Here is a 20,947-nt window from a genome sequence, read left to right as displayed (position 1 = left end):
GCTCTCCAACGCCGGGGGCTTTGAGCCCTGTCGACGCGGCAGGCCATTGCGGCGGATGCCGGAACGTCTTGTCGCGCCACTACTCCCCGGTGAGCAATTGTTCGTCGTCTGGTGCCTTGGAGGTCGATGGATTTCGTCGACGATCTGCCAGCACCCAACTGCCGTCGTACAACTGCAGCGGGAAACTCTCGGTCCTGCTCTGGCGTCGTTCGACAAAACCTTGCGAATTACTCATGCCTGCTTTGGGTTCGCGCTTCATCCCCAGAAGGTCGCAGACTGCTCGGGCCAATTCCGCCAATGGAAACGGTTTGAACAGGATATGGCTGACGCCCAGTTGCCGGGCCCGCTCACAGACTTCAGCGGTTGGGTGCCCGGTAATCAGCACAAAATGACAATTCCTGTTCTGGCGGACAGCATCGAGCACCTCAAAGCCTTCCATGTCGGGCAAGCGGTAATCGAACACCATCACATCAGGTGCAAACTGTTCGGCTTCCCCGATACCCGTCGCACCGTCATTTGCAATCCGGACGTCGAGCTCTTGCGCCTGAAGGTAATCCTTGAGGTTTTCGGCAAGGAGCTGTTCGTCTTCGACAACCAGTACTTTGTTTAACAAGGTCGACTCCTTGAAACCGCAGGTCCGATGTTCCAGCCCTGGGAGTACGCGCCTTCACTGAGGCTAACGCACACTTCATGCCAGGCTGTACGCCGGTTTATTAACCATTGCACGTCTTTGATTTTCATGAAAAAACCATTTCGTCCAGGAACCTTGTCCCCCAAAGACGGGGAAGCGCTCAGAGGCGTGTTGAAGCTTTTCCCCACTATTGGGGGGGAACCTTCAATCATCGTCAATCCGTTCAATTCGATTACTCGATCGCAACTGCGCCAGAACCTGTAGACGAGCCTGAGCCTGTTGCTGTCGGGCAAGGTAAGCCCGGACCATTTCAAGCCCTTGCACCTCTGAGACATCGCTCGCCTCCAAGTGGTTCTGTCGGTAGATTAAATGCCAGCCCACCGGCGTACGCACCGGTGGGCTGACCGTCTCCGGAGCCAGGGCAAAGGCCGCTGCTTCGAATTCAGGCATCATCCGTCCACGAGGAAAATAGCCCAGATCACCGCCCGCGCTGGCGGAAGCATCTTCGGAACCGGCCCGGGCCACGCTGGCAAAATCTTCACCCTGGCTGATTCTCACACGCATCTCCTCTAAGCGTAGCCGGGCCGCTTCAACTGCGGCGGCATCAGCGCCTTGAGGCACTTTGATCAAGATGTGCCGTGCCTGGATTTGTTCCGGCCGGCTCATCTCGACGCGATGTTCCTCATAGAACGCACGGACCTGTTTTTCGTCAGGCCGGGCGATCTGGGTGAGGTCGGCAAACACTTGCTGGGCTGCGAGCTCACGGCGGGTGTACTCGGTGTAACCGACTTCGTCGAAACCGGCCTCTTCCAGGCGCCGGGCGAACACGTCGGCACCGCCCATGGCCTGCCGGGTCTGATCGACCTGACGTTGCACCACCGCGTCACTGACCACCACCCCGCGCTTGACGGCTTCCTGCCACAGCAATTCTTTGTCAATCAAGGCTGTCAGCGCCGCCTGACGCAACTGCTTGTAAGCCTTGGGGTTGCGGATGCTACCCAGCGCCCGGCCCTGGTCCACCAGGTACTCGGCGAAATAGCGCTCCAGACGAAATTCGGAAATTTCCTCGCCATTGACCCGCGCGGCAGCCGGGCCATTGCTGCAGAACGCCACGGGAACCCACAGCGTGAGCAGGAGCAACAGCGTCTTGAGCATCATGATCGAGACCTCCAGTCAGGGTGTAGCGGCAATGGGTTTGTAGGGGGCGACCAGATAAAAGCGCTGGTCGGGCAAGTCCACGGTGACGATATGCGCGCCGCTCAAGCCCAGGCGGCGGCCTGGACCGAAGCTGATCAGCGGGGTCAGCCCGGTATCGAAGTCATGCAGGCCTTCCAGCGCATTGACGAGTTTCTCGCGGCTGGCGTCGCGCCCGGCCTGTTTCATGCCTTCGCTGAGCAGCAACATCGAACTGAACGCGCCGACTTGCAGCATCGCATGCTGACCGCCGAGCCCCTGGCGTTCGCGCAGTTGGGTCAGGGCCAGACGTCCGGCCAGCGTCCAGTCACTGGGCACGAACGGATAAGCCAGAAACACCCGCCGGGAAAAATCACTGGGCACCTGCAACAGATCACCCGCCACCTGGTTCGACGCTGCAAACAAATAAGGCACCTGCCCCGCCGCCCGCAAGCGCTCGGCGAGGCCACTGAACCCGCCGCCGCTGCCCAGGTAAAACACCGAACGCGAGCCCTGTGGCAGCTCGTCCTGCGCCGAGTCATAGGCTTTCAGACTGACCTTTTGCCAGTCGTGATCCTGTAAGTACTGCCCGAGGTTCTGCGCCGCCAACCGTTGACTGGGCTCGTCCGGGTAGGTGATCAGCGTCGGTCCCTGGAGCACCCGCAGACTATCGGTGGCGTAATCGGCCAAGGCGATCAGTTGTTCGCGCAAACCCGGCAGCGGTTCGAAAATCTGCCGACTGGCCTGCGCCGTGCCCAGCAATGACAGCGGCCCGATCAGCGGAATGCCGGCCCGTTCCAGGCGTGCGGCCAGGTCCGGGTCCAGTGCCGGTGCCAGCGGCGCGATGAGGGCGAACACCTGTTCCTGATCGATCAATTGATCCAGCGCCTGCTCGGCACTGGCGCGGTCCGGGCCTGGATCGACGATGGTCAGGCGCAACTGCCGACCATGAATCCCGCCGGCTTCGTTAATTCGCGCCACGCTGCCCTGGAGCACCGCCGCCACCGTGGCGCCCTCCCCGCTCAACCGCCCGTGGCTTGGCAACAAGGTGCCCAGGTGCAGACTGTCGGGGGTCAGGCCGGGGTCGCGGTCATCGGCCACGCGTTTGAGGTAGGCCGTGAGGTTGCGCTGATCATTCATCGACAGGACGAAGCGCGGCATCGCCGGGTCGAACCGATTGTTGCCCGGATCACGCCCTTGCTGAATGGCACGCGCCAACGTGCCTTCGGTATACGCCGGGTAACTACGGCCATTGATGTGCTGCTGGCCGTAAGTGCTGGTGAGCCGCGACCATCGCAGATCCGGCGGTCGCACCCCGCCTTCGGGCCGCCCGAGGCCATCGGCACCGTGGCAGTTGGCGCACGGCAGGCTGGTGGCCGGCAACAGCATGTCCGCCGCTCCAACCCGCGCCATGATCGGCTCACCACTGTCGGACACGCCCTCGCGATACAGCCGTTTACCGGCGCTTTCACTGGGGTTCAGCGGCAACGCATCAACAGCGAAATGGAGGCCGCCGAGCAGTAGCAGGCCGAGAACGAGTGAAGTTTTCATGGCGCGGGCTCAACGGCCGGCCACGGGCATTGTCAGCAACTGCAAGCGCTGGGCAATGGCGGCGGCCGGGGCATCGGGACGAATTTTGCTCCAGCGTTTGTTGGCCACGTCACCCACGATCAGTTGCGTTGAATGTTGCTCGGGAGTCGGTACGATCTGGCCGATGCGTCCCAGTACAAGGTCCATTTGTGCCTTGTCCCCAGTAAGAAAAAGCCAGTGAGGATCATCGACGCCCTGCTTCAAGGTGTAAGCCTTGAGCACCGCCGGAGTATCGCGCAGCGGGTCACTGGTAAGGGAAATGAAGGTGATGCCGTCCGCCTTGTCGCCCAGCAACTCACGCACTTCCTTGAGCTTGCGGGTGATCAGCGGGCAGGCATCGTTGCAACGGGTGAAAATCACGTTCAACAACACCACGCGGTTCTGCAGCGCGTCGCTATAAAAACGCAGCGTCTCGCCGTTCTGGTCCTGCAACGGTGTGTCGGTGAACCAGGCTTTCGCATCGCGGGTGCCGCTGACTGGCGGTGCGGCAACGGCGGCCACCGCGGGTGCCGGCTCTTCGTGTCCTTCGTGGGCGGACGCCAGCGAACTGAACAGGCAAAAGCACATCGTCAGGGTGATCCAGTCAAGGGTTCTCATGGCTTCTGCTCCATCGCGATGGCCGTGTGCTTGGCGTGAGCGTTGCGCTGACCGCTGAGTTTCTCCACTTCACGGGCCAGCACCGCCGGGTCGGTGAAGCCGTAATAGCGGGTCCAGTGGCGGCTGTTGCCGTCACCCACCAGAATCAATGGCTGATGGCTTTTGAAGTCTCCGCTGAAGGTGCCCAGCCCCTTGAGGGTTTCGTTGATCGACTGCGAGCTGCCGGTCAGCCAGCTCCAGCCCGGGCCGTTCTGGAAGTTGCGGGCGTAGTCGTTGAGGCGTTTGGCGTCATCGCGCTGCGGGTCGATGCTGATCGACACCAGTTGCACCTCGCCGCCAACACGGGCCCCCAGCTGTTTTTGCACCTTGCCCATGATCGACGACACCACCGGGCAAACCGTGGTGCAGCTGGTGTAGATGAAACTCATCACCACAATTTTGTTGGTCACCAGGTCTTTTTCCAGGCGCACCGGTTTGCCGGTCTGATCCACCAGTGTCACGTCAGCGAACTTGACCTGGGCGCTTTCCGAACGGGCGCTTTTGGCCGGTATTTCGTGACCGGCGTGTTCATCCGCCGAGTGGGCCAGGGCCTGGCCGATACCGGCAGCCAGCAGGCAGAACGTCAGCAGTCCACGGTGTGCGAATCGGTTCATGTCGAAACTCCTTTTAGTGGGCATCGCCGGGCAGGACCCGAACGCTGGCAAAAGTCTTGTCGTCGAAACTCGCGCCCAGCGACGCCGCGCGCACGTGCAGGTACCAGGCGCCATTCTGGTCGAGGGTCACCGGGGCTTCATAAACGCCGTTGCCCACCTCCCGCGCGGCGACTTGTTGGACCCGGGACGTCGGGGCCAGGAAGTAGCGCACCTGAACGTCCTTGACCCCGCTACGCTGGGCCTTCTGCTTGCCCTGAACGATGCGAAAACGCACCACGTAAGGACTGCCGAGGGTGGCCGTGGACGTGTCGAGCATGAATTCCACCTTCGGCACCGCCGGGGTCCGGGCGAGGTTGTTATCTGGCTCAACCAACGCCGTGAAGCAATGGATGATGTTCGGCTGGTTCAGCAGGAAGGCCACGTCGAAACGTCCGGCGGCGGGCAGTTTGATCCGCGCGCTGTACACCCCCGGCTCGACTTCGCGCAGGCTGCGGTCGATGACCATCGCCGCCCGCGCCACTTGCCCGCGATTGGGGTAGCCGGACATCGGCGCGTTCATGCCTTCGGCGTAGAAGTAGGTGGTGTTGTCCACCGGGTTGACCACAAACACCGCGTTGTCATCCCGCGACACCGCCAGGCTCGACGCCAGCGGCAGGTCACCGGCCAGCCGTGGCGCCTGAGGCCCCGCTTCGAAGCCCTGGCTGATCGGCGTGCGGCCTTCACCCAAGGACGACAGATTGATCATCGTGACTTTGGCCGACGCCAGTCCGCGAATGTAGGCGTAGGCCTTGGTGAACACCACTTGATAAGGTTCGGCGGACACGCCCAATTCATGGATCAACGAATCGGTAGCCGCGTCGATCACCGAGGCCTGGTTCTCCAGGGTGTTGAGCACGATGCCGAAACGACCGTCAGCGCTAAAACCCATCGGGCCCAGGCCCTGTTTCATCTTGATCACCCGCCGGACGGCGAGGCTGGCGGTGTCGACCACGGTCACCGTGCCGTCCTTGCCATCGGCGACATACACCGCTTGGGACAATGACGAGTACGCCACTGACAACGGGTGCGAGCCGGTCTTGAGTTGTTTGCTGATGGTCAGGCTGGCGATGTCGATAATGCTCAGCGTCCCGTCATCGCGGTTGGTGACGAAGGCAAAACGACTGTCCTTACTGAAGGCAATTTCGTGATGCCCGGCCCCGGTGGCCAAGTGTTTGAGCGTTTTGAGGCTGCGCGCGTCGATCACCGTCACCCCGGACGCCTCGGCCGATTTCGCGTTATTGCCGACCCACAGCAGACGCTCATCCGGTTGTAATGCCAGCCGTACCGGGTTGCTGCCGGCAGCCACCGAGCCGATCAACTTGAATTGCTCGCTGTCGATCACCGCAATCTCATCGGCGGTTGGCATTGAGACGAACACCCGCTTGTTGTCACGGGGCGTGACCCAATCCATCGGCGGCTGCTTGATATCGATCCGCGCCATCGTGCTGGTGATCCCGCCCACCGACACCGACGGATCGACCACTGTGACGCTGGCATCGCGGTTCATCACCAGCAGGTAGTAGCTGTTCAGATCCAGCAACGGCCGCGCGCCGATGCTCGATTTCAGAAACACCCCGACCCGGGATTTGCAGCTGTGTTCACGGCCCATGGCCTGGTCGGCGGCGACGGTTTCCGGATCGATCCAGGCACCGGGGGCAACACCCGACAGTGGCTGGCCCGAAGCGCTGTCGGTGACCCGAAAGCGCACGTCGGCGAATCCACCCTCGCGCAGCACGCCGTCCTCCGCCAGTGGCCGCACCTCGTGCGCCACCGACACCCCGTCACGCTCAAGCGTCTGGCCGCTCCAGGTGTCCGGCAACGCGACCTCGCTCAGCATGGTTGGAGGCGTCGTGCGCGACACACCCAGCCAGATCAGCGCCAACCCCACAACCACCGCACATCCGACCACTTTGATGGTCCTGTTCATAATGCTTCTCCCCTTCAGATCTGTGTCTGCTATGGCTCAAGGTGCCGGAGCCGGTTCAGGTTCGTTGGTCACTCGCAGCAATCCCCAAAGCCCGGCGGTGCTGCCGTAAGCGCCGTAGTCACGGAACAGGTAGTCGCCCGGTATCGCATTGCTGCCCCCGGCGCTCGGGTGCATGAAGCTGAAGTGCGCCGCCGGCAAGATGCTCTCGTGGGCACCGATGTACATCGACATCGGGTTGTAGCCGAACCGCACCGAACCCACCCCAGGTGAACTCATCGGATAACCACCGTAATCGCTCTTCTCCGACTGGAACGGATTGGCCGACCAGACGTGACCGTCCAACTGGAAGGTCGAGCCGCGGCTGCCACCGGTCGGCATCAGGATGTGGGTGCGGAACGGTTGCCCCGGTTTCACATACAGCACCGGCGTTTGCGGATCGCCCCCCACCAACGCATTGCTGAAGGCCATGTGCGCGTTCGGTACGTCGCCATAACCATGGCCGTCGGCATGGCCGAACGGCGCATCCGGTGGCAGGCCAAAGCGGTACCACATCGGCTCGGTCTTGTAGTTGATGGCCATGCTCGAGTTGTCCTGCGGATCGGTCGGCACACCGGCCTCCGAGGCAATACCTTCCACCGGACGACCATTGGCCCAGCGCATGTTCAACGCCTTCTGCCAGACCATCGCAAAATCGCGGTAGGTGGTTTGCCCCGGTGCAGTGACCGTCGCCGAGACTTTGCGTGCATCGTCAACCCAGGTCGCGCCGACCGGCAGTATGCTCATCGCCCCGCCAAGGCCTTTTTGCGGCTGCTTGATGACATCCGCCGGGGTGAAATTCAACCCGCCGAACTCCACTGCCGTGGCGTTGATATTGTCGACACTGCGGCCCAGTTTCGTGATCGGTTTGCCTTCACGCTCCAGGTGCCCGGCGTAGTACTGATAGGTCCGCGTCGGGTACGCGCCAACGTTGCCAACACGCGGCGGCACGGTCTGGATCGGGTTGGTGCCGACGTTGGTCCCGTCGGACTTGGTGATGTCGTAAGCCAGCAGTTGCGCGTGCAGGCCCACCGTGCTGGAGGGCCGCATCAGGTTATTGCTGAAGGTGGTCGAGCCCTCGCCATCGTTGCGGTCACGCTTGACCATGCCCATTACCGAAGCCGTCTGGGTCAGGTCCGGCATCACGCTGGGCAGACGGTTTTCCAGGGTGATGTTGATGCAGTCACCCGCCGCTGCGCGCAGCACCAGCGGTTCGACAGGCACACCGGGGTTGAGCTTGCCGGTGGTCGGATCGAGGTCGCTCTTGCGCACATAAAGGATCGCCGTCGGGTCATGCAATGGCCCGCTTTGCCCGCCGATGGTGAACGTCCCCTCCACAGGGTCGCTCACCGTGACCTGAGGAATGCTCACTGCCCGCGAGTTGTACACCAAGGTGCCACCCGCAGGATTCAATGACCCACCGACATGCTGACCCACCCCCGCCGGATCACCGATGGACAGGTTCAACGGATTGTGAAGGATGTCGTTGGCCAGCGCCGCAACCACGTCATAGTTGCGCTTCGGAGTTGGCCGGGTACCGATGCCGTTAGGGTTGGCGCCGTACCGTGGGCAGATGCCATCGAACGCCACGGTGTTGCGCATACCGGCCGGTTTCGCGTTGTTCGGTAGCGCGAACAAGTCGCTGCGCTGCGCCGTGTAGTTACGCATCACGCCCCAGATCCCGCTCCAGTAACCTTCCAGGGAGGCGTCCATCGAGTACAGGTAATCCCCGGTGGTCGCGACCGCGCTGGAGATCATCGACACCGGCGCATTGAAGCCCATCTGCTCAGAGATCCCGATCATTTGCGACGAGCGCCAGCCGGAGTTGGAACTGCTGCCGAAACCGGAACCGCTTTGCAGCCACTTCACGCCGTGCAAGGTCACGTTGTGCTCTTCTTCATGACCCCCGGCATGCACCCGCAGCCGCACGTTGTCACCGGTGTAGGTGCGCAGCATCGGGGTGAACGGGTCACCCGGTTCTGCGCCGGCATGGTTGATGTGTGGCGGAAACAGCGTGGTGCCGCCGGTTGGGCCAATGGCTGCTGTCACCAGGTTCGGCGCCAGGTTCATCGCTGGGATGGCGCGGTCGGTACGGCTTTGCATGGCGTAGGCGAGGTCGCCGCCGAGGCCGTCGGCCTGCATGCCGCGCTTGCCGTCCGGGCCGACCTTGTTCGGGTCGTACACCCGCAGGGCCAGCGGTTCGTTGCGGTAATTGACCACGAACATGCCTGGGTCATCAATCGAAATGGCTTGTGGGCAAGGCCGGCTTGGACAGCCGGGCATCAGCCCACCGCGAGCTTCGACCACCTGTTCAAGCAGGGTCTCGGCGTCTTTACGCACCGGTGGGTTGATTGCATAGCGGAAGCTGTCAGCGGTGGCCGGGAAAGCTTGCGGATTGGGCACGCCATTCGGGCCAGCGCCCACGTACACACCGGCTTCATAGGCGTGCTGGAAGTCGCTGTATTCGAGGAAGAACTCACGGAAGCTGTCGTTCTTGCCGTCACCGTCCAGGTCGCCGGTGGACACCACCGCTTGCCACGAAGTGGGTCCGCCATCCTGCCGCGCGCCGCTGTACAACGGCTCGCCGGTTTCAGCGTGGAACCAGGTCGAACCGGCCGGTTCGGCCAGCACGGTGGCATAGAGACCGATCTGTTGGTGAGTCGATGGGCCAAGGTGGTCGTGGGTGAAAATGGTTCCCAGGCCACGGTCGACGCCTTTGACGTTCACCACTGGATCGACAAACCAGCGCTGCATCGCCGTGCGCGCGCCGACCCAGTCGGCACGGCCGTATTGGCCAAAGAACGGGTGAACCCTGGATTTCGGGCAGGCCGGCGTGCCATCACGAGGATCGGTGCCTTGGCACTGATTGAACTCGCGAATGGCGCGGATGCGTTCTTGCACTGCACCCGGGGAAAGCACGCCGTCTTCATAGTTCCAGCCGTTGGCCGAGCCGTCGGCGGCCGTCAGGTCCCATTTAGGCAGGTGAATGTGCTGGCCGATCACGTCGGTCGGCGTGCGCACCTGATAGTCGTCCATTTCATAGGTGGCCGGCACCAGGTTGGTTTGCTGGTATTGCACGCAGTCGAAGGTGTTCATGCGCATCACCAAAGGCTCTGGCGGACGCTGCTTGTTGATCACCGGCCAGGCGTCTTCCCACAGCGCGAGAATGCGCGCTTGCGGGAAGTGGTAACCGACCTTGTTGTAGACCGCATCGAATTGGATGTTCGCGGCTTTATAGACCCGTGGACGGTCGGCGGTGAACGTCGAAGAACCGGTGTAGGACATACCGTCGATTCGTTCGCCACTGGCAAATTCGCCGGTGCCGGCGCTGCTGGTCAGGCGTTTTTGCCGATCATCCATGCACGGTTCGTAATACGGCGCACCCGCGATCGGCAAAGCGCCGTTGGTGCGGAAGCTGCGCGCCACGATTTGATTCCCGGGCAGCACGGCGAAGCTTGGGTGGTCTTTTTTGGCGTGGAACGCCATGGCCGCCTGTTCGACTTCGGTGCCCTCTTCCGGCATATAAATCGGTTTGGCGCGCGTCACTTCCTTGGAAAAATCCAGGGACGTGGTAATGGTGTTCGCCTGGCCACCGGAAGAGAAGCCGTCCAAAGTATGGCGCCCCAGGCCGCCGTCCCAACCACCGGACTGAGCCGGGTCGAGGTTGGCCCACAAGGCGTTGCCGCTGGTTTTCAAGGCCTGCGCCTTGGCAGCGTCGAGCATGTCCAGCGGTGGGGTCGGTGGACGTTGGCCGACCGACGTTTCCATGCCGCCGATCCAGAACGGATAACCAGGGTTTTTCAGGCTGCCGTCGGCATTGCGGTTGGCTTCGCTACGATCCACCAAGGCCAGGGAACCGATGGCCTGAGCGCCGCCGCGGCCGCCGTGATGTTCGCCGTCATCATCATCGTCATCGTCATCGTCATCACCGGCGACCAGGGTTTCGCCGATTTTCGGCACAACGGCGACTTTGCCCGGCATCGGCGCCATGGCTTTGCCTGGCAGCGGCACGACGGCTGGAATCGGCGTACCGGCGACGATCTCGCCATCGGGCAAGGCCCGGGAGCCTGCCGCCGGTTTACCGCTGCGCAGTGCATAAGGTTCGCTGTGATAACCGTCGGCCCCCTGTTGGGACACCTCAAGTTTAGTGCCCTCTTCGAACACGTCATGCACCCGCCACATGCTCCACATGCCTTGGGCAAAGTGCGGATAGAAGTGGCAATGATAGATCGCGTCGCCCGCCACCCGGTTGCGGTTGCCCGACCCACCGTTGGCGATTTCGTAGGTGTAACCGGCGCCCGGACCGATGCCTTGGGCGTCCATATAGTCTGAGTTGTCGTCGTTGGGGTTGAACAACCACTGGTGCCCGTGCAGGTGGAATATGTGCTGCTCGTGACCGTTGTGAGTATTGCGGAACTTGATGAAGTCGCCGATGTAGCTGTGGTTGACGTTGGACGGCTCGGATGGGTACAGCGCCGTGGTCGCCTTGACCCCGATCTGATCGGCGCTCGGTGTTTCACCGGGACGAATATTTTCCAGCCCGACGTTGGCCGGTACGTCCACCAGCATCGCTACATCGCCGACGGTGTGCGCGCTGAGGAAAAATTCTTCATAGGCACAGGACAGGCAATCGTGCATCGGCCCGACACCCAACCGGTTGGCAACCACTTCGGCGCCCATGCCGCCGGAGCCATAGTTGATCATGAACGAGTCGCGGGTCGGCTCCAGCACGTGGGCCATTACCGGGTCCGCCCAGAACGCGGGGAATGCCTGGGTCGCAGCGGTTTCATCCTGGAACTGCGAGGCGAAATCGCGGAACGGTTCCAGACGATTCGGGATCGCCGGGTTGCGTTTGCCAATGGCTTCCAGCGGATAGGTCGACGGCGGGAAGCTGCCGTCAGCGTTGCCGCCCATCACGATCGCGTCGCTCTCGCTGGAAATAATTTCATTGCCGTCGACCATGTTGATGATCGGCGTGCCGGCCTTGCCTTCACGTATCCACGGCTCGCGCTGCGGGTAGCGCGCCTGGTAATCAACGATGGGTTGACCGGCCGGGGTGCGGCCGACACTGGCCAGGCGCATTTCTTCTTCGGTCACGGTGTTGCGATAAGTGCGGCCGCCCTTGGGCACCACCACCACTTGGCCGAATAGCCCGTTGGCCACGTTGCCTGCATCCCCTTCCCCCCCGAAGGTCGCGCCGCGGCTGCTGGCGGCAAACGCCCCTTCGCGCTCGGCGTACAAGGTGTAGGAACGGGCGCCGCCGGGGGCAATCAAGGAGTTGGCGTTGCGCCCGGTATAAGACGCAATGTCGTCGATGCTGTTGACCGCTTGCATGCCGTTGACCTGAAAGCCGACGTGGCGGTCAGCGACCTGTTCATCGACCTTGAATTGGTCTACGTTGCCGATGGCGACTTCGCCCTCAATCTCACCCTCCCCCCCATTTTCGTGACTGCCAGGGTTGGCCTGATAAGCGAGCAGGTTCTGCAGGTTGATGGTCAGGCAATCACCGGCAGCGACGCGCAGTACCAGTGGCCGCGGACGCTTGTCGGGTCGCAGCGAGACTTTTCCCGGCACCGCCACCCCGCCTTGGGCCAGGGACCTCTCGTGGTCATCGACCACATCGCGGCGCAGGGCGAACATCATGCCGTTGACGTTCTGGGCGCCGAGACGGTTGAACATCAGCGGCTGATCCAAGGCCACAACATTGGCCACCAGATTGCGCTCGCAGCGCACGGCCGCGTCGGCCAGCTCGATACTCAGCATCGACGCCACCAACAGCAGCAGATTAAACAAGGACGGAGCGTAGGGTATGCCGTTCATGATCACGGGCCTCGCTGTGGGTGCTCAAAGGGAATGCTTCTCGACTAATTCACTTGAGCAAACCGCATGCCATAAATAATTTATTTATTTTTCAACCACTTAAATCAGCGACTTAATCTCTCGGGGGATATTCCCCACTTATTCCCCACTTTTCGGCCGGGGCCACCATGCCCCACTATTGGGGAACGCGCCCCTCGGTCGCCGATCACAGCGGCGCATCCGCGGCCAGGCCCTGCAAGCGTCGGTATTGGCGCAAGACACTGGGGACGTAACGCTGGGTTTCGGCAAAGGGCGGGATCACCCTGCCACGGCTGAGCACCGCTTGCGGCCCGGCGTTGTAGGCCGCCACGGCGAGGCTGATGTCGTTATCAAACAGGGTCATCAGGCGTTTGAGGTATTTGGCGCCACCCTGAATGTTGGCTTTCGGGTCATAGACATTTTTGACCCCCAACTCCCGGGCGGTGTCGGGCATCAATTGCATCAACCCGCCCGCGCCCTTGGGTGACCGGGCACCGGAGTCGTAGGCGGACTCGGCCTGAATCACCGCATGCAACAGCGCCGCCGGTAATTCATTGGCTGTGGCAGCCGCCGAAACCAGTTCGGCATAGGGCTGCCGGGCAATCATCTGGGGTTGTTGATCCATGCTGACCCGGGCGGATTCGGGCTCGTGAACCACCCGTTCATAGATGCGGCCGGGACGGTGGACATTGGACAGAACGTAGCCGCCCTTGGAGTCCACGGAAACGAACACATCGGCCTGTACAACGCCGGTCAACACGAGCAGACCGAGTAGTCCTGTGGTGAGTGTTTTCATTTTTTTACCTCCCCTGCCCGGCCCCGAAAAACGGGGCTAATGCCCCAATGGCCGGTAGTAAACCAGCCATACGCAAGCACTGTGCCGGATGCGCGCAGGCCCGTAATTCAGGGGTTGCAGAAGAATGTCCGGGCATGTGCATGGCAATTGCATGAGCCTTCATGGCGACCCTTCCGCCGACTGTGTGAGGTCATCATGAATCAGCGTTTGCGTTCCACCCCGCGTGCTCAAAGCGGGTTCACCCTGCTCGAACTGTTGGTGGTGTTGGTGGTGCTGGGGTTGTTGGCTGGCATCGTCGCGCCGAAGTATTTCGCCCAACTGGGCCGCTCCGAAGTGAAGGTGGCCAAGGCGCAAATAGAAGGCCTGGGCAAAGCATTGGATCTGTACCGTCTGGAGGTCGGTCATTACCCGTCGACCGAACAGGGTTTGCAGGCGCTGGTCGCCGCGCCCAGCGATGAAACCCGCTGGACCGGCCCGTACTTGCAGAAAAAACTCCCGCAGGATCCGTGGGGCCGTAACTACACCTATCGCTACCCCGGCGAAAACGGCGAATACGACTTGTTGTCCATGGGCAAGGACGGACAACCCGGCGGCGAAGGCGAAAACGCTGAAGTCACCAGCTGGCAATGACGGGAGGCAATCATGCGTTTTCATCTCAAAGCCGTTGGCAAGGCCGGCGTCGTCTCGATGACCGTCGAAGCGCTCGGCCACAGCGAAGCCCGGAGCATCGTCGAAGACCAGGGTTATCGGGTGATCAGCCTGAACGCCGAGCGTCACTGGCGTGCGCTGCGCCTTCGACAGCGCGAGACCTTCAACCTGGTGCTGTTCAGCCAGGAACTGACGACGCTGCTCAACGCGGGCCTGCCGTTGATCGATGCGCTGGAAAGCCTGGCGGAAAAAGAGAACGCGCCCCAGGCCCGCAAGACGTTGAGCGAACTGGTACGCCTGCTTTATGAAGGCAAGTCGTTCTCCCAGGCGCTGGGCCAGTTGTCAGCGGTTTTCCCTCCGCTCTACGTTGCGCTGGTGCAGTCCAGCGAGAAGACCGGCGCCGTGGGCGACGCACTGGGCCGCTATGTCAGCTATCGCCAGCGCATGGACGAGGTTCGACAAAAAATCGTCAGCGCTTCGATCTACCCCCTGCTGTTGCTGGTGGTGGGCGGTGGCGTGGTGTTGTTTTTGATGGGCTATGTGGTGCCGCGCTTCAGCCTTGTGTTCGAAGGACTGGGCTCGAACCTGCCGTGGCTGTCGCAGATCCTGATGAGCAGCGGGATGTTCCTGCACGCCCATCAGGGTGAATTTTTCGGCACACTGGCGGCAAGTATCGTCGCCCTCACCTTCCTCCAGCGCCAACCGGCCTTTCGCCGGGGCGTGGACCGCGTGATCGAAAAACTCCCGGCAGTCCATCAACGCATCTTCATGTACGAACTGGCACGCTTCTACCGCTCGCTGGGGATTCTGCTGCAAGGCGGCATTCCCCTCGTCACCGCCATGGGCATGGTTCGCGGCCTGCTCACCGTCGCCTCCCGCGTGCGCCTGGACCAGGCCTGCGAACGAGTGCGCGAGGGCCAGTCGCTGTCGACCGCGCTGGAACTCAATCATCTGGTGACACCAGTGTCCTTGCGCTTGCTGCGTGCCGGTGAGCAGTCCGGCAACCTGGGGCAAATGATGGAGCGCAGCGCCGACTTCTACGACGAAGAAATCAGCCGCTGGATCGAATGGTTCGTACGACTGTTCGAGCCCTTGCTCATGACCTTCATCGGCCTGCTGATCGGGGTCATCGTAATCCTGATGTACATCCCCATTTTCGAACTGGCCTCGAGTATTCACTGACCTCTGGAACAGGGTCGAGCGGAACGTTGCATTTTTCATCGACTTACAAATGAATAAATCAGTGCATTGAAGTGTTTATCAATTGAATCAAGCAACACGTCGCATTGTTCATCAACGTTTCAACCCGAATAAGAAGACGGAGAACGACATGCACATCAACAAGCTTCTACTTGCAGTAGCCATTGGCGCAGTTCTGTCGGCGACTACCGTATTGATTCCGGACAACCTGTCCGGTGTATCGAGCGCACAAGCCAAGGAAGGCGGGAGTGGCGGCGGCGGGGGCGGTTCTGGTGGCGGTGGGGGTGGCGGCTCTGGCGGTGGGGGTGGCGGCAATGGCGGCGGTGGTGGAAGCGGCGGTGGCGGTGGCGGTCATGGTGGCAGTGGCAGTGGCGGCAACGGCGGCGGCGGTCACGGTGGCAGCGGCAGTGGTGGCAATAGCGGTGGCGGTCACGGTGGCAGTGGCAGTGGCGGCAATAGCGGCAGCGGCCACAGTGGTAGCGACCATGGCTCGGGGCATTCCGGCAACTCAGCCTCATCCTCTTCCGGGCGTAGCGGCACTCATGCCGAACCGGGAGATGATCACGGCGTGCATCGCGCGGGTGAAGTCGGCGATGACCACGGCGTACATGTCGGCGGTGAACCGGGTGATGACCATGGTGTGCATGTGGGTGGCGAGCCAGGCGATGACAAAAGGTCCTGACAACCGCTGATGCCCAAACAACACAAACCCCTGTAGGAGCCAAGCTTGCTCCGGCGCCTACAGTGGATCGTGTTAACCGACGATAACGTCAGCGACTCGCAACAGAGTGGGACAGCCCGTCGGCCATTCATACGACTGTCGAATTTGATGAGCCCTGATGGTGGCCGACCGCGCGTCGCGATGCGCCGTCGATCCTCCACCTGCATGGCGTGCGCTGGAACCTGACAAGCCGGCGTTCCGCATCGAGCAATTGCGCGCCATGGGCAATTCGGTGCTGGCCATCGACCTGGCGGCAGACCTGGCCGCACAGGCGAAAAAGGACCATGGCGTGGTGCTGGTGCGCGGTCTGGTGATCGAATTCACTTTCACCTCGCTGGGCGATGCCGTGGCGCAAGTGGCCGACAGTAACCTGCCAGTGACGCAGGTTTCTCGCAAGTCTTGAGCGCTATCGGTAACCGCGGGCCTGCAAATCAAACAACTGTGCATAGCGCCCGCCCGCTGCCACCAGACTGTCGTGATCGCCCCGCTCAAGGATCGCTCCCTGGTCCAGCACGATGATGTGGTCCGCATTGCGCACGCTGGAAAACCGGTGGGAGATCAGCAACGTCATCCGGCCTTTGGTGTGCTCACTGAAGTGCTCGAATACCGCTGCTTCGGCTGCCGGGTCGAGTGCTGAGGTCGGCTCATCCAGAATCAGGATATCGGCGTTGCGCCGCATGTAGGCGCGCGACAATGCGATCTTCTGCCATTGCCCGCCGGATAGCTCCTGGCCGCCGGCAAACCACCGCCCCAATTGCGTGGCATACCCTCGATCCAACCCTTCGATAAAGGGTGCGGCCATGCCCTCGACAGCGGCCTCCTGCCAGCGCTGTTCATCGTTGAACGCCAGAGTGTCACCGACGCCAATGTTCTCGCCGACAGAGAATTGGTAGCGGATGTAGTCCTGAAAAATCACGCCAATGCGTCGCCGCAGCGTGTCTTCTTCCCATGCTTGCAGATCGCTGCCGTCCAGGAGGATGCGGCCCTGGTCAGGACGGTACAGCCGTGTCAGTAATTTGATCAGCGTGGTTTTGCCCGAGCCGTTCTCCCCCACCAGCGCCACACTGTGGCCGGGCACAAGGTGAAAATCGATGCCTTCCAGCGCGGCGCGACTGGCTCCCGGATAACGGAAACCGACGTTCTCGAAACGCAGCCCATCGCCGGGGACAGCGCCCATGGTGAGATTGCCGGTATCCGCCACAACGGGCTCGGCCAGGTATTCATAGAGGCTGGAGAGGTAAAGGCCATCTTCGTAGAGACCGCTGATGGCACTCAGGCTGCTGCTCACTGCCGTCTGCCCTTGTTTGAACAACACCAGGTACATGGTCATCTGGCCGAGGCTGATGTGGCCATGGACGGTATCGACCACCACCCAGGCATACGCCAGATAAAACGCGCCGGTGCCCAGTAGGCCGAGGACAAATCCCCAGCCATCTCGACGTAGTGTCAGGCGCCGGTCTTCGGCATAGAGACGCGTGAACGTCTCGCGATAACGCTTCAATAGCAACGGCGCGAAGCCGAACAGTTTGACCTCTTTGATGTAGCCCTCGTGAGAGAGCAGCGTCTCGATGTAACTCTGTTGCCGACTCTCCGGCGCACGGCGAGTGAACAGTCTGAAAGCATCGCCGGAAAAATGTGCTTCGGCGAAGAATACAGGTAGTGCACCGACCACCAGCAGTGCCAGCGCCCAGGGCGAAAAATGCACCAGCAACACACCGAAGCTGATCAACACGATCAGATTCTGAATCAGCCCCAACGACTTCATCACCAGCGCCAACGGCCGGGTCGAAGCCTCGCGGCGCACTCGAACCAGTTTGTCGTAGAACTCGGAATTCTCGAACTGCACCAGCGATAACGTCTGGGCCTTCTCCAGAATCATCGTGTTGACCTTCTGCCCTAACTGCACCCGCAACAGCGATTGCTGGACCGACAGCGCCCGCTGAGTCCCGGACAGCAATGCGAGCACGCCTGCTTCAAACAGCACATAACGCACCACCGGCCACAACGGCGCACTGCCCTGTTGTGCGTGCAACTGCATGGCGGAGACGACTGCATCAACAATGCGTTGGCCCAACCACGCGGCCAGTGCCGGGAGTACACCGGCGATCAGCGTTGCCAGCACCAATCCCAGAAACAGTCCGCGAGACGTTGCCCATACCAGCAACAAGGCGCGTCTCGCCTGGTCGAGTAATGAGGTGACACGATCAAGAACAGGGTTCACTCCGTGAGCTCCCCCTGATACCTCGCCCGATACCGTCCCGGACTTTCCCCTGTCCACTTCTTGAACGCCCGATGGAACGCACTCGGCTCCTGAAAGCCAAGCTGCTCGGCGATATCGCTGATGCTCGCTCGGCTCTGGCGCAGCTGCTCAAAGGCAACACCACGCCGCACCTCGTCCTTGACCTCCTGATACGAACACCCTTCCCGTTCGAGTTTACGGCGAAAGGTGCTGGGGCTCAGGTGCTGTTCCAGGGCGAAGGCCTGCAAGGTCGGCCATTGGCTGTAATGGCTGTTACGCAGGCGCTGGTGGACCTGCGATGCCAGGCCGTGCTGATTGCGAAAACGGATCACGAGCCATTGCGGTGCAGTGCGCAAAAACACTTTCAGGGATGCCAGATCCTGAACCACCGGCAAACGCAGATAGTGGCTGGCGAATTCAATTTCGGTACGCTCGGCGCCAAAGGTCAGGTTCGGTCCCCAGAGCAAACGGTCATCGCTGAGCGACACACGCTGATGGCGAAAATCTGCGCGATCGATGGGGATGCGCCGCCCACCCAACCAGCAGAGCAGACTGATCATCAACACCAGAAACGTCTCCTCGCCCAAACGACTGACGTCGCTGTTTGGCGAGTGGTTTTGCAAGCTGATCACCGCACGTTTGCCGCGCACCGTCAGCGTGCCGCGAAAGTCGTGGAGGAACAGCGCGAAATTGGCCAGGCACTGGCGCATGGCTTTGTGCAGGTCAGGTTCCTGAATCAATGCCCGGCAGATCAAGGCGAAACCGCCCGGCGGCATGCCATGGGAGTCGAGCCCGAAGAACTCATCGTTGAGCTCACGGATCTGGATCAGCCACAACGCGGCAAACGCACTGGCCGGTACGCGCGCGGTGGGCTGCTCCATCAACGCCGGATCGATGCCGGCCTGTTCAAGCGCAGCCCTCTGCCGTTGCGGATTGTTTCCCAGCCCATGGATCATTGCCTGCACGAAGTAGGCGCAAACCGAGTCCTTTTCCCGCATGTGAACGCTTCTCTCCCCATCATCCGAATGGCAAAAAACACCAGTGCCGTTGAACAGTTTCGGCATAGGACAACCGCCCTGCCGGCTCTAGACTCGCGGCCAATAGTACGCCTTCGGCCACTACGGCGGCCAAGGTATCGCGGGATTTGATCGGAAGGACAGAACATGAATCTGCAAAACATTGGCGTGATCGGCGCAGGCACCATGGGCAATGGCATTGCGCAAGTCTGCGCCTTGGCCGGATTTAACGTGACCTTGCTCGACATCTCCGAGAGCGCCTTGCAAAAGGCCGTCGCAACCGTCAGTAAAAACCTCGATCGACAGATCGCCAAGGAAACGCTGACGCAAGAGCAAAAGCTCGCCGCCCTCGACAAAATCCGCACCAGCACCGACTACAGCAACCTGCAAAACGTGCAACTGGTGATCGAAGCCGCGACCGAAAACCTCGAGCTGAAACTGCGTGTGCTGCAACAGATCGCCGCGCAGGTCAGTGCCGAGTGTGTGATCGCTTCCAACACTTCGTCGCTGTCCATTACCCAGCTCGCTGCCAGCGTCAGCCAGCCTGAGCGCTTCATCGGCCTGCACTTCTTCAATCCGGTACCGGTGATGGGCCTGATCGAGGTAATTCGCGGTTTGCAAACCAGCGACGCCACCCACGCCCTGGCACTGGACATGGCGACCACGCTTGGCAAAACCGCGATTACCGCCGGCAACCGCCCGGGTTTCGTGGTCAACCGGATTCTGGTGCCGATGATCAACGAAGCGATTCTGGTGTTTCAGGAAGGCCTGGCCAGCGCCGAAGATATCGACGCCGGCATGCGCCTGGGCTGCAATCAGCCGATCGGGCCCTTGGCGTTGGCGGACCTGATCGGTCTGGATACCGTGCTGGCGATCCTCGAAGCCTTCTACGAAGGCTTCAACGACAGCAAGTACCGCCCTGCTCCACTGCTCAAGGAAATGGTCGCCGCCGGTTACCTGGGGCGTAAAACGGGGCGTGGCTTCCATGCCTATGCCTGAGCGTTGCTCGCGCTTTGCCGAGTACCGGGACAAGGTGCTGGAGCTGTTCGCCTGCAAAGGTTTCGGACAGGTCGGCATGCGTGAGCTCGCGACCTGCCTGGGGCTCGCTACCGGCTCGTTGTATCACCATTACCCCAGCAAACAGCACTTGCTGCTCGACCTGATCGAGGAGTTCTACGAAGAGCTGTTGGCAACCTTGGGGCGGATCGAGCAAAAGGCACCGGCAAAACGTGACAAACTCCATGCCCTTATCCGAGCGCATTTGAACCTGCATCAGGAGATGCCCTGGCATTTTCGTCTGGCAGAGCGTGACAGCGGCTGCCTGAATGAGGAGCAACAGGACCGGGTTCGGCAACTGCGCGAACAATACGAGCGTCGACTGCTGCTGATGCTCGGCACAAGGCCTCGCCTCAGCGAGCAGGCGCAACTTGCCACCGGGCACGCCATCGCCAATTTGCTGAACAGCGCGCCCAGTTGGTTGGCCCAGCACACGCTGAGTGAAGCGGAGCGAGATAAGCTGCTGGAAAACCTGGTCAGCGGTGCCATCGAGCGTTTGCTGCACCCCTCGGTTCCACGCGCCGTAGCTTGAAACCCCAGGACGATATCCCCGTGACCGTGGATCGATACCTAGGCGCAGGAAGCCATAAGTATCGGTTGGGGCATTTCGGCAGCAGCTCTTGGACTTTAAAAGGAGCCCGATCCGTAGGCTGGGAGCCGTCCGCTAATGCTGTGCGAACTTTCCTTCGGGCCAAACAAAACCCCTACCTGCATACGCAGATAGGGGTTTCGGAATTTAATCTTGACGATGACCTACTCTCACATGGGGAAACCCCACACTACCATC

15 protein-coding genes and 1 pseudogene are annotated in these 20,947 nt (G+C 61.4%); 6 read left to right on the top strand and 10 right to left on the bottom strand.

Annotated features, from left to right (window positions below; genetic code table 11):
• Window positions 1–79: 79 nt before the first annotated feature.
• The 8 genes from ACXPVS_RS13160 to ACXPVS_RS13125 form a co-directional block, all read right to left on the bottom strand.
• Window positions 80–613, bottom strand: coding sequence for a response regulator (locus tag ACXPVS_RS13160; RefSeq protein ID WP_458510319.1), 534 nt, complete (start codon window positions 611–613; stop codon window positions 80–82).
• A 222-nt stretch (window positions 614–835) separates the two neighbouring features.
• Entirely contained in the window at window positions 836–1,789 is a 954-nt protein-coding gene (locus ACXPVS_RS13155; protein WP_458510318.1) for a peptidylprolyl isomerase, read from the bottom strand.
• 15 nt (window positions 1,790–1,804) lie between these two features.
• Window positions 1,805–3,355 carry a cytochrome c/ABC transporter substrate-binding protein gene (locus tag ACXPVS_RS13150; RefSeq protein ID WP_458510317.1) on the bottom strand — a complete coding sequence of 517 codons (1,551 nt, stop codon included), beginning with the start codon at window positions 3,353–3,355 and terminating at the stop codon, window positions 1,805–1,807.
• A gap of 9 nt (window positions 3,356–3,364) precedes the next feature.
• Window positions 3,365–3,991 carry an SCO family protein gene (locus tag ACXPVS_RS13145; protein WP_458510316.1) on the bottom strand — a complete coding sequence of 209 codons (627 nt, stop codon included), beginning with the start codon at window positions 3,989–3,991 and terminating at the stop codon, window positions 3,365–3,367.
• Window positions 3,988–4,644 carry an SCO family protein gene (locus ACXPVS_RS13140; protein WP_458510315.1) on the bottom strand — a complete coding sequence of 219 codons (657 nt, stop codon included), beginning with the start codon at window positions 4,642–4,644 and terminating at the stop codon, window positions 3,988–3,990. Before ACXPVS_RS13140 ends, ACXPVS_RS13145 begins: the two co-directional genes overlap by 4 nt.
• Before the next feature lie 13 nt (window positions 4,645–4,657).
• Window positions 4,658–6,610, bottom strand: a complete 1,953-nt coding sequence (locus tag ACXPVS_RS13135) for a cytochrome D1 domain-containing protein (protein WP_458510314.1) — start codon at window positions 6,608–6,610, stop codon at window positions 4,658–4,660.
• A 36-nt stretch (window positions 6,611–6,646) separates the two neighbouring features.
• Complete coding sequence (gene mnxG / locus ACXPVS_RS13130; protein ID WP_458510313.1) at window positions 6,647–12,466, bottom strand: manganese-oxidizing multicopper oxidase MnxG; 5,820 nt, start codon at window positions 12,464–12,466, stop codon at window positions 6,647–6,649.
• 205 nt (window positions 12,467–12,671) lie between these two features.
• On the bottom strand, window positions 12,672–13,280 hold the full coding sequence (locus tag ACXPVS_RS13125; RefSeq protein WP_458510312.1) for a lytic transglycosylase domain-containing protein: 609 nt from the start codon (window positions 13,278–13,280) through the stop codon (window positions 12,672–12,674).
• Window positions 13,281–13,475: 195 nt separating this feature from the next.
• Between ACXPVS_RS13125 and gspG the strand changes: the two genes are divergently transcribed.
• From gspG to ACXPVS_RS13105, 4 genes and pseudogenes are all read left to right on the top strand, one after another.
• A complete protein-coding gene (gspG, locus tag ACXPVS_RS13120) occupies window positions 13,476–13,910 on the top strand; it encodes a type II secretion system major pseudopilin GspG (RefSeq protein WP_458510311.1) in 435 nt (144 codons plus the stop codon).
• Window positions 13,911–13,922: 12 nt separating this feature from the next.
• Window positions 13,923–15,110, top strand: coding sequence for a type II secretion system F family protein (locus ACXPVS_RS13115; protein WP_458510310.1), 1,188 nt, complete (start codon window positions 13,923–13,925; stop codon window positions 15,108–15,110).
• A gap of 148 nt (window positions 15,111–15,258) precedes the next feature.
• Complete coding sequence (locus tag ACXPVS_RS13110) at window positions 15,259–15,810, top strand: hypothetical protein (protein WP_458510309.1); 552 nt, start codon at window positions 15,259–15,261, stop codon at window positions 15,808–15,810.
• 158 nt (window positions 15,811–15,968) lie between these two features.
• Window positions 15,969–16,228: pseudogene (locus ACXPVS_RS13105) on the top strand (alpha/beta hydrolase); the annotation flags it as partial.
• Window positions 16,229–16,255: 27 nt separating this feature from the next.
• Here the strand turns inward: ACXPVS_RS13105 and ACXPVS_RS13100 are convergent.
• The gene (locus ACXPVS_RS13100) at window positions 16,256–18,070 is read right to left on the bottom strand and encodes an ABC transporter ATP-binding protein (protein ID WP_458510308.1); all 1,815 of its coding nucleotides are present in this window, start codon (window positions 18,068–18,070) and stop codon (window positions 16,256–16,258) included.
• Complete coding sequence (locus tag ACXPVS_RS13095; protein WP_458510307.1) at window positions 18,067–19,086, bottom strand: AraC family transcriptional regulator; 1,020 nt, start codon at window positions 19,084–19,086, stop codon at window positions 18,067–18,069. The genes ACXPVS_RS13100 and ACXPVS_RS13095 overlap by 4 nt, the downstream gene beginning before the upstream one ends.
• A gap of 165 nt (window positions 19,087–19,251) precedes the next feature.
• On the opposite strand from ACXPVS_RS13095, the gene ACXPVS_RS13090 reads away from it, so the two are divergent.
• Together ACXPVS_RS13090 and ACXPVS_RS13085 are read left to right on the top strand one after the other, a co-directional pair.
• Window positions 19,252–20,103 carry a 3-hydroxybutyryl-CoA dehydrogenase gene (locus ACXPVS_RS13090; protein WP_458510306.1) on the top strand — a complete coding sequence of 284 codons (852 nt, stop codon included), beginning with the start codon at window positions 19,252–19,254 and terminating at the stop codon, window positions 20,101–20,103.
• Window positions 20,090–20,692 (top strand): TetR/AcrR family transcriptional regulator, encoded by a 603-nt coding sequence (locus tag ACXPVS_RS13085; RefSeq protein WP_458510305.1) that lies wholly within the window; start codon window positions 20,090–20,092, stop codon window positions 20,690–20,692. The genes ACXPVS_RS13090 and ACXPVS_RS13085 overlap by 14 nt, the downstream gene beginning before the upstream one ends.
• Window positions 20,693–20,947 lie beyond the last annotated feature (255 nt).

The organism is Pseudomonas sp. Ma2-10 (assembly GCF_054330215.1).
This window is presented reverse-complemented; position numbering and strand designations above follow the sequence as displayed.